Source organism: Ensifer sp. VA4 (assembly GCF_055710065.1).
Genome location: NZ_JBVQPO010000019.1, coordinates 60,832 through 69,207, shown reverse-complemented (window position 1 = coordinate 69,207; position 8,376 = coordinate 60,832). Strand labels below are relative to the sequence as shown.

The following is an 8,376-nucleotide window of genomic DNA, read 5'->3' as shown; positions in this document are numbered from 1 at the left end:
TCGAACTCGACCTCGGCCGCAATCACCCGCCGGTCGAGATCGAACTCTCGCCCGAACGCGCCGCCGCCGGCGACCACAGCCGCATCGCCTTCCGCCCGACCAAATGGAAACTCTTCAGGGACGGAGAACGACAGACGGAAGACGAGAAGGCTGAACAGCAGGATGTGGAGGAATCCGGAGAGACGGAAGCCTTCGAGCTCGCCCGCACGGGCACCTGAATTCATCGCCCCTTCACAGGCTGGCGAAGACGTTTGAGCTTCGTCGGCCGATTTCGGTTTGCTTCGATATGCGTTAAGCAGGGACGCCCGCTGCCCACAATCGCCGCGGAAACGGGAGAAGCGCATGACGATCGTCGACGACCTGAAACAAGCCCTCGGCGACATCGTCCTAACGGGAACCGAGATCGGCGAACGCCATCGCAGTGACGCCAGCCTGACCGGCCGCGAACTGCCGAAGGCCGTTATCAGGCCAACGCGCAGCGAGGAAGTTGCGGAAGCCCTCCGCCTCTGCAACGCGCGCGGCCAGACGGTCGTTGTCCAGGGCGGCCTCACCGGACTTGCCGGCGGGGCGAATGCCGGCAGTGATGCCGTGGTGATTTCACTTGAACGTTTTACCGGCATCGAGGAAATCGACCCGCAGGCCGGGACCATGACGGTGCGCGCCGGCACGCCGCTCGAAGTTGCCCAGCGCGCTGCCGAAGACGCAGGCCTCCTGCTGCCGATCGATCTGGGTGCGCGCGGCTCCTGCCAGATCGGCGGCAACCTTGCCACCAATGCAGGCGGCATCCGGGTGCTTCGCTACGGCGTGACGCGCGACAACGTGCTCGGCCTCGAGGTCGTGCTCGCCGACGGCACGATCGTCTCGTCGATCAACAAGATGATCAAGAACAACACCGGCTACGACTTGCGTCAGTATTTCATCGGCTCCGAGGGAACGCTCGGCGTCATCACCCGCGCCGTCCTCCGGCTGCGGCCACTGCCGGCCGGCCGGCTGACGGCGCTTTGCGCCCTCGACAGCTACGACGCTGTCGTTGCCTTCCTCGCGCGCTGCCAGCGCCGTCTGCCCGGACTCTCGGCCTTCGAGGCCATGTGGCAGAGCTACTTCCGCTTCAACACCGAAGCCGAAAAGCAAAAGCTGTTCGCCGAAATTCCGCCCTTCGCCGTCATCATCGAGCAGGATCTGCTTAGTGACGACAGCGAGCGCGATATATTCGAAGCCTTTCTCGGCGAGACGCTCGAAGCCGGCATCATCAGCGATGCGCTGATTGCCCAGTCGGAGAAGGAGAGCCGCTCGTTCTGGAGCATTCGTGAGGGCCACGCGATGGACCAGTTGTTGCCCGCGATGATCAACCTCGACGTCAGCCTGCCGATCGGCGATATCAGCCGCTTTGCCGAGGAATGCGGCCAGGCCTTGTCTGCGCGTTTCCCCGCCGCCCACGTCTCCTTCTTCGGCCACGTGGCCGACAGCAACCTGCACATCGCCTTCTCGGAACCGGACAGCGACGCCGAAACGCCACATGTCGTCGACCGCATCGTCTACGAGATCGTGCGGCGCTATCGCGGCTCGATCTCGGCTGAACACGGTATCGGTACGCTGAAGCGGGATTTCCTCCACCATTCGCGCAGCCCCGCCGAACTCGAGCTGATGCAGCGGATCAAGCAGGCGCTCGATCCGAAGGGAATTCTCAACCCGGGCAAGGTGCTCTAACGCGGCTCGGTCTTCCGTCCGCAGCTGCGCTTCGGAGCATGGGTTTCAGAGCCAGGAAGCCGGCGTTTTCGGCAGGCGCCCCTCGGGATCGATGACCTGCAACTCAGCCCCTTCCCCATCGTTCCAGCGCCAGAGCGCAACGCAGGTGCCGCCAGGCGACATGAAGGACGGATAGATCAGGGCGTCGAAACCTCGGGCGCTAAGGTCCGCCTGCAAGCGATGTGTCTCCGGCACGAGACCGCCATCGAGCGCATCGCGCCATTCGCAGCGGTGGATGTCGTCGGTGAGTCCGAACATGGCCAGCCCATCTGCCGTTGTCAGATCGGCGAGCCTCGCAGAGCGTAATTCAAGCTGGGCGATCAGCGCCGGGTGCTGGACGAAACCCTCATTATACTCGGCCCAGGCGGTCGAGAGTTCGCGCGCGGCATAGATCGTCTGCGTTCCGATCGGATTCCAGCGTCCGCCGAAGCGTGCCGCGCCTTCGCCGGAGAGCGGCGCATGCGCCCAGCGCGGCACATAGGCGCGCCACAGGCGCACCGGCTCGCTTCCTGCCATCAGGCGTAGACACCGGAACGTACGGCTTCGAGATAGGCGAGCACCTTGTCGGCCTTGCCCTCGCCGACGAGATCATAGGCAGTCTTGCCGGCCCAGCCGGGGATCGGCTGGTGCTTGAACCAGATCACGGCGCGACTGTCGTCACCCGCCATCTCGCCGGCCATAGCAAGGATGCGCACGACGTTGCTCAAAGCCGCATCGACCTTGCGGGCACTGGACTTCGCCGTCAGCGTATTGCGCGCGACGCCGATCAGCTTCGCGAGCTCGGCAAGCGTCACGCCGAGACGATCAGCGACCAGCCGGGCGGAGAGAAAGGACGAGTGGCTCTCGCCGTAGCGGGCGGCGGAGACATTGAAACTGACAGCCATGGCACGATCCGCGCTTATTTTGATCACCATGCAATCAAAATAAGCTCAAAAAGCGTCCAATTCAAGGAAGGCCTATTGACGCCAGGAGGGCTCACGCTTGTCAAAAAAGGCGCCGACACCTTCGCGAGCCTCGTCGGACTCCCAGCAATCGGCGAGCTGCTCGATCGTCGCCGCGATGGTTTGCTCGGTGATCGGGGCCCCGAGCGAACGCGCGAGCCGCTTGGCCCGGCCGGTGGCTTCGGGAGCCGTTACCAGATAGGGCCCGATCTCCGCTTCGACCGCCGCATCCAGTGCGTCGGCCGCGGCAACGACCGTAACCAGCCCCAAGGCGCGCGCCTCCTGCGCGCCGAACAGGCGGGCGGACATGAACAGCGGTCGCGCCTTGCCCTCGCCGATCCGGGCGACGACATAGGGGCTGATGGTGGCCGGGATCAGGCCAAGGCGAGTCTCGGTCAATCCAAATTTGGCGTCGGCCGCGGCAACGGCGGCATCGCAGATACTCATGAGACCGACACCGCCGCCGAAGGCATTGCCGTGAAGACGACCGATCACCGGCTTGGCGATCTCATTCAGCGCCTTGAACATCATTGCAAGCCGCGTCGCCTCAGTGATCCGGGCCGGCCGATCCGCATCGAACTGCTCACGCATCCAGCCGAGATCGCCGCCAGCGCAGAAGCTGCGGCCCTCCGCTTCCAGTATGACGACCCGGACCGAGCGGTCGTCCGAAAGCGCGTTGGCGGCATCGGTCAGTTCGCCGATCATCCTCGCCGACAATGCGTTGTGTTTCTGCGGTTGCGCCAGCGTCAGCCGCGCGACGCCGCGCGTGTCGGTCGCGATCCGGATCGTTTCAAAAGTCATGAGTTTGTCCTCAAAGTCCGCGCGAAAGCCGCCGCTTGCCCAAGCTTCACCGGGTCGAGACCGGTCGAAAATCCCTTGCCGGTGACGAAGGCGCTGACGGCGAGCGTATCGACGTTACCGGCCGCTCCCGGCGCATAGGGACATCCACCGAGACCGCCGGCCGAGGCATCGAAAACCCGCAGGCCGCGGTTAAGTGCCACGGCGATATTGTCCAATGCGCGGCCGGACGTATCGTGGAAGTGGCCGGCAAGCCGCTCGGACGGAATGCGCTCCAGCACTTTGGCCAGCATCGCGTCCACCGCCTCCGGCGTGCCGCGGCCGATCGTGTCGCCGAGACTGATCTCGTAGCAGCCGAGATCGTCGAGCAGACCGGCGACATAAGCAGCACTGGCCGGCGCAATCGCGCCCTCATAGGGGCACTCGACGACGCAACTGACATAGCCGCGCAGCAGAAGCTCGCGCTCACGGCAGGCGTCGGCAATCGGTCGAAACCGCTCGATACTTTCGGCGATCGAGCAATTGATGTTCTTCTGCGAGAAGGTTTCGGAAGCGGAGGCGAAAATCGCCACCTCGTCGGCGCCGGCCTCGAGTGCCGCTTCGAGCCCGCGCATGTTGGGCGTCAGCACCGCGTAGCGCGTACCGGGTCGCCGGCTTATGCCAGCCATGACCTCCGCGGCGTCCGCCATCTGCGGCACCCATTTCGGACTGACGAAGCTCGTCACCTCGATCCGCTCATAGCCGCATTCAGAGAGCATGTCGACGAGGCGAATTTTGTCAGCCGTATCGACGATTCGGCCTTCATTCTGCAGTCCGTCACGCGGCGCCATCTCGACGATCGTCACGTGCCGCGGCCCCGATCCACTCATGCCGGGTTCTCCTGCTGGAGCATGACCAACACGGCGCCGGCGCTCACCTGCTCACCTTCGCTGACCAGAACGCTCTCGACCACGCCGGCGCGCGAGGCGGACAGCGTGAGTTCCATCTTCATTGCCTCCATGACGGCGAGCGCCTGTCCCTTTTCGACCGCATCACCCGGGCGGACCCGGATGAGCTTGACGATGCCAGGCATCGGCGCCGACACCTCGTCGTCGGCCACCTCGGTGGAATGACCGGTGCCGAGGGCATCGGGTAGGCGCAGCACGTAGGTTTCACCGCTGAGGAACAGGGTGATCTGCTCGCCCTCGCGCAGGAAGCGGAACTCATGCTGCGCGCCGGAGATCTCGGCGCGGGCGCCATCGGTGAAGCGGGCGAGGATCACCACGGGCAGAGCCGCCGTTCCGGTGTGGACCGCAAACTGGTCGCGGCCGCGCGCGGCAAGCGTCACGATCGTCCGTCCGCTGCTGTGCTCAACCGTGACGTTCCTGCTGGCGTCGCCCCAGATCTGCCAATGGCCGAGCGAAGACCAGGGATCGGCAGATCCATCCGGCAGCAGCGCCCCGGTCGAGATGATCGCCGCCAGCGCCAGCGCCGCATCGCTCGGCGCCATCGTTGCCGTGAGTTGTCCGATCGAACGGTCGATCAGGCCGGTATCGGGATGCCCGGAACGAAAATCCGGTTCCGCAGCAAGGCGCGCCAGAAAATCGAGATTTGTAACCGTGCCGCCGATGCGGCAAGCCCTCAGCGCATTTTCAAGCTTTGCGAGAGCGGTCGAGCGGTTGGGGCCATGGACGATCAGTTTCGCGATCAACGGGTCGTAGAACGGGGTGATCCTGTCACCTTGGCGAACACCGGCATCGACACGCACGCCATCCTCGGGAAAGCTCAGCGTCGTCAGCCGCCCGGTGGCCGGCAGGAACCCGCGGGACGGGTCTTCCGCGTAGATGCGCGCCTCGAACGCCCAACCGTCGATGCCGATCTCACTTTGCCGTTTCGGCAACGCTTCACCAGCAGCGGCGCGCAATTGCCACTCGACGAGGTCAATGCCGGTGATCGCTTCGGTCACCGGATGCTCGACCTGCAGCCGGGTATTCATCTCCATGAAGTAAAACTGATCCGGCCACAGCCCATCCGTCACGTCGGCGATGAATTCGACGGTGCCCGCACCGACATAGCCGATGGCGTGGGCTGCCCGAACTGCAGCATCGCCCATCGCGCGACGTACTTCCGCGGTCATGCCGGGGGCCGGCGCCTCCTCGATCACCTTCTGGTGGCGGCGCTGCAGCGAGCAGTCGCGCTCGAAGAGGTGCAGAATGTTGCCGTGCCGGTCGCCGAAGACCTGAACCTCGATATGCCGGGGCTTCGTCAGGTATTTTTCGATCAGCACCGAACCATCGCCGAAGGCGGCTTCCGCCTCGCGCCGCGCCGCCTCGAGTGCGGCCGGAAACTCGGTGGCGCTGTCGACGCGCCGCATGCCTTTGCCGCCACCGCCGGCACGGGCCTTGATCAACACCGGATAGCCGACATTCGCCGCTTCCGCCGCGAGGAAGTCAGCATCCTGCCGCTCGCCGTGGTAACCGGGAACGACCGGCACGCCGGATTGCTCCATCAGTGCCTTGGCTGCATCCTTCAGACCCATGGCGCGGATCGCCCGCGCCGACGGACCGACGAAAGTGATACCGGCCGCCTCGACGGCATCGGCGAAATCGGCATTTTCCGAGAGAAAACCGTAACCCGGGTGGATTGCATCCGCACCGACCGCGCGCGCGGCGGCGATGATGCGCTCAGCCGAGAGATAGCTATCGAGCGCCGGCGGCGGGCCGATGCGTATCGCTTCGTTGGCAAGCGCTACGTGCAGCGCTCCCACATCGGCATCGGAATAGACGGCGACCGTGCGAATGCCGAGACGCTTGGCGGTGCGCATCACCCGGCAGGCAATCTCGCCGCGATTGGCAATCAGGAGTTTGGAAAACATCGGCATCCCCTGCCTCTATCGCGCCGCGATCACGTCGACTTCAAGCAGCCAGCCGGAATCGAAGATCCCGGCGATCACCACCGTCATCGCCGGGGCGAGCGCGCCGAGATATTCGTTGCGGATCTCGCGGTTCGCCAGAGTGTGATGGCGGTCGGCGAGATAGGTCGTCACCTTGACGATATCCGTCTTGCTCATACCCGCCGCCTTCAACTGCGCGTCGATATTGAGCCAGACCTGGCGTGCCTGCGCCTCGAAACCATCCGGCAGCACGTCGTCGGAGTTCAAGGGCACCTGGCCGCTGACGAAGAGCAGATGCTGGAAATCCTCGAGGCGAACAGCCTGCGAATAGCCGCCGCGCGGTTGCGGCGCGTTCTTGGCATTAATGTTCTCGCGTTTCATCCGCGTCTCCCTACATCCTGAAGAGGCCGAAGCGCGTGTCTTCGATCGGCGCGTTGAGCGCTGTCGAAAGCGACAGGCCGAGCACGTCGCGCGTCTTGCGCGGATCGACGACACCGTCGTCCCAAAGTCTTGCCGAGGCATAGAGCGGATGGCTCTGGCGCTCGAAGAGATCGAGGATCGGCTGGCGGAAACGTGCCTCCTCCTCTTCGCTCCAGGGCGTGCCCGCCCGTTTCAACGCTTCGCTGCGCACCGTCGTCAACACGCCGGCCGCCTGCTCGCCGCCCATCACCGAGATCCGGCTGTTCGGCCAGGTCCACAGGAAGCGCGGCGAGAAGGCGCGGCCGCACATGCCGTAATTGCCCGCGCCGAAGGAGCCGCCAACGAGCATGGTCACTTTCGGAACCCTCGCGGTCGCTACCGCCGTCACCAGCTTGGCGCCATGCTTGGCGATGCCTTCGGTTTCGTATTTTCGCCCGACCATGAAGCCGGTGATGTTCTGCAGGAACACGAGCGGGATCTTGCGCTGGGTGCAGAGTTCGACGAAATGCGCCCCCTTCAGCGCCGATTCCGAGAACAGCACGCCATTGTTGGCGATGATGCCGACCGGGATGCCATGCACATGGGCGAAGCCGCAGACGAGCGTGGTGCCGTAGCGCGCCTTGAACTCGTCGAAACGGGAGCCATCGACCACACGGGCGATGACCTCGCGGATGTCGTAGGGCGTGCGCAGATCGGAGGGCACGATGCCGGCGATCTCCTGCGGATCGTAGAGCGGCGGCTCGGGTGTCGCCAGTTCGACCGCCAGCGGCTTGTGACGGTTGAGCGTGGCGACTGCCCGACGCGCCAGCGCCAGCGCGTGGGCGTCGTCGCGCGCCAGATGATCGGCCACGCCGGAAAGGCGCGTATGCACATCGGCGCCGCCGAGATCCTCCGCCGAGACGACCTCGCCGGTCGCCGCCCTGACGAGCGGCGGGCCTGCGAGAAAGATCGTGCCCTGGCCTTCGACGATGATCGTCTCGTCGGACATCGCCGGCACATAGGCGCCGCCGGCGGTGCACGATCCCATCACGACGGCGATCTGCGGAATGCCTGCAGCCGACATGTTGGCCTGATTGTAGAAGATCCGGCCGAAGTGATCCCTATCCGGGAATACCTCGTCCTGGTTTGGCAGGTTGGCACCACCGGAATCGACGAGATAGATGCAAGGCAGATGGTTTTCCGCGGCAATCTCCTGCGCCCTGAGGTGCTTCTTTACCGTCAGCGGATAGTAGGTACCGCCTTTGACCGTCGGGTCGTTGCAGACGATCATGCATTCGCGGCCGGACACCCGGCCGATGCCCGTGATCAGTCCGGCCGCGGGCGCGTCACCGTTATACATGCCATGCGCCGCCGTCATGCCGACTTCGAGGAAAGGCGTTGCCGGATCGATGAGGTGCGCCACCCGGTCGCGCGGCAGAAGCTTGCCGCGGCTGACGTGACGCTCGCGCGCGGCATCGCCCCCGCCAGCGGCCGCGAGCTTCACGGCCTCCTCGACCGTCGCGATCGCCTCGGCCATGGCCGATTGATTGGCCCTGAACGTTTCGGAGGACGGCGAGATGTGAGATTTCAGAACGGTCATGAGGTCCTCATTGGATCGAG

General features: G+C 64.9%; 8 protein-coding genes and 1 pseudogene. 2 read left to right on the top strand and 7 right to left on the bottom strand.

Annotated elements, in window-relative coordinates:
• Positions 1-218, top strand: a pseudogene (locus AC0C6X_RS27190) (hypothetical protein); the annotation flags it as partial.
• A gap of 124 nt (positions 219-342) precedes the next feature.
• Complete coding sequence (locus AC0C6X_RS27185) at positions 343-1,707, top strand: FAD-binding oxidoreductase (protein ID WP_173518782.1); 1,365 nt, start codon at positions 343-345, stop codon at positions 1,705-1,707.
• Positions 1,708-1,752: 45 nt separating this feature from the next.
• Here the strand turns inward: AC0C6X_RS27185 and AC0C6X_RS27180 are convergent, their stop codons facing one another.
• The 7 genes from AC0C6X_RS27180 to AC0C6X_RS27150 all read right to left on the bottom strand — a co-directional run bounded on the left by AC0C6X_RS27180 (position 1,753) and on the right by AC0C6X_RS27150 (position 8,356).
• Positions 1,753-2,262 carry an RES family NAD+ phosphorylase gene (locus tag AC0C6X_RS27180; RefSeq protein WP_173518783.1) on the bottom strand — a complete coding sequence of 170 codons (510 nt, stop codon included), beginning with the start codon at positions 2,260-2,262 and terminating at the stop codon, positions 1,753-1,755.
• The gene (locus AC0C6X_RS27175) at positions 2,262-2,630 is read right to left on the bottom strand and encodes an antitoxin Xre/MbcA/ParS toxin-binding domain-containing protein (RefSeq protein ID WP_173518784.1); all 369 of its coding nucleotides are present in this window, start codon (positions 2,628-2,630) and stop codon (positions 2,262-2,264) included. Before AC0C6X_RS27175 ends, AC0C6X_RS27180 begins: the two co-directional genes overlap by 1 nt.
• Before the next feature lie 72 nt (positions 2,631-2,702).
• Positions 2,703-3,488 (bottom strand): crotonase/enoyl-CoA hydratase family protein, encoded by a 786-nt coding sequence (locus AC0C6X_RS27170; RefSeq protein WP_173518785.1) that lies wholly within the window; start codon positions 3,486-3,488, stop codon positions 2,703-2,705.
• Positions 3,485-4,354: a hydroxymethylglutaryl-CoA lyase gene (locus tag AC0C6X_RS27165; RefSeq protein ID WP_173518786.1), complete on the bottom strand. Its 870-nt coding sequence runs from the start codon at positions 4,352-4,354 to the stop codon at positions 3,485-3,487. Before AC0C6X_RS27165 ends, AC0C6X_RS27170 begins: the two co-directional genes overlap by 4 nt.
• Positions 4,351-6,339 carry an acetyl/propionyl/methylcrotonyl-CoA carboxylase subunit alpha gene (locus AC0C6X_RS27160; RefSeq protein WP_472956176.1) on the bottom strand — a complete coding sequence of 663 codons (1,989 nt, stop codon included), beginning with the start codon at positions 6,337-6,339 and terminating at the stop codon, positions 4,351-4,353. Before AC0C6X_RS27160 ends, AC0C6X_RS27165 begins: the two co-directional genes overlap by 4 nt.
• 15 nt (positions 6,340-6,354) lie before the next feature.
• Positions 6,355-6,738, bottom strand: coding sequence for a RidA family protein (locus tag AC0C6X_RS27155; RefSeq protein ID WP_173518788.1), 384 nt, complete (start codon positions 6,736-6,738; stop codon positions 6,355-6,357).
• A gap of 10 nt (positions 6,739-6,748) precedes the next feature.
• Positions 6,749-8,356, bottom strand: a complete 1,608-nt coding sequence (locus AC0C6X_RS27150; protein ID WP_173518789.1) for a carboxyl transferase domain-containing protein — start codon at positions 8,354-8,356, stop codon at positions 6,749-6,751.
• Between the last annotated feature and the right edge of the window lie 20 nt (positions 8,357-8,376).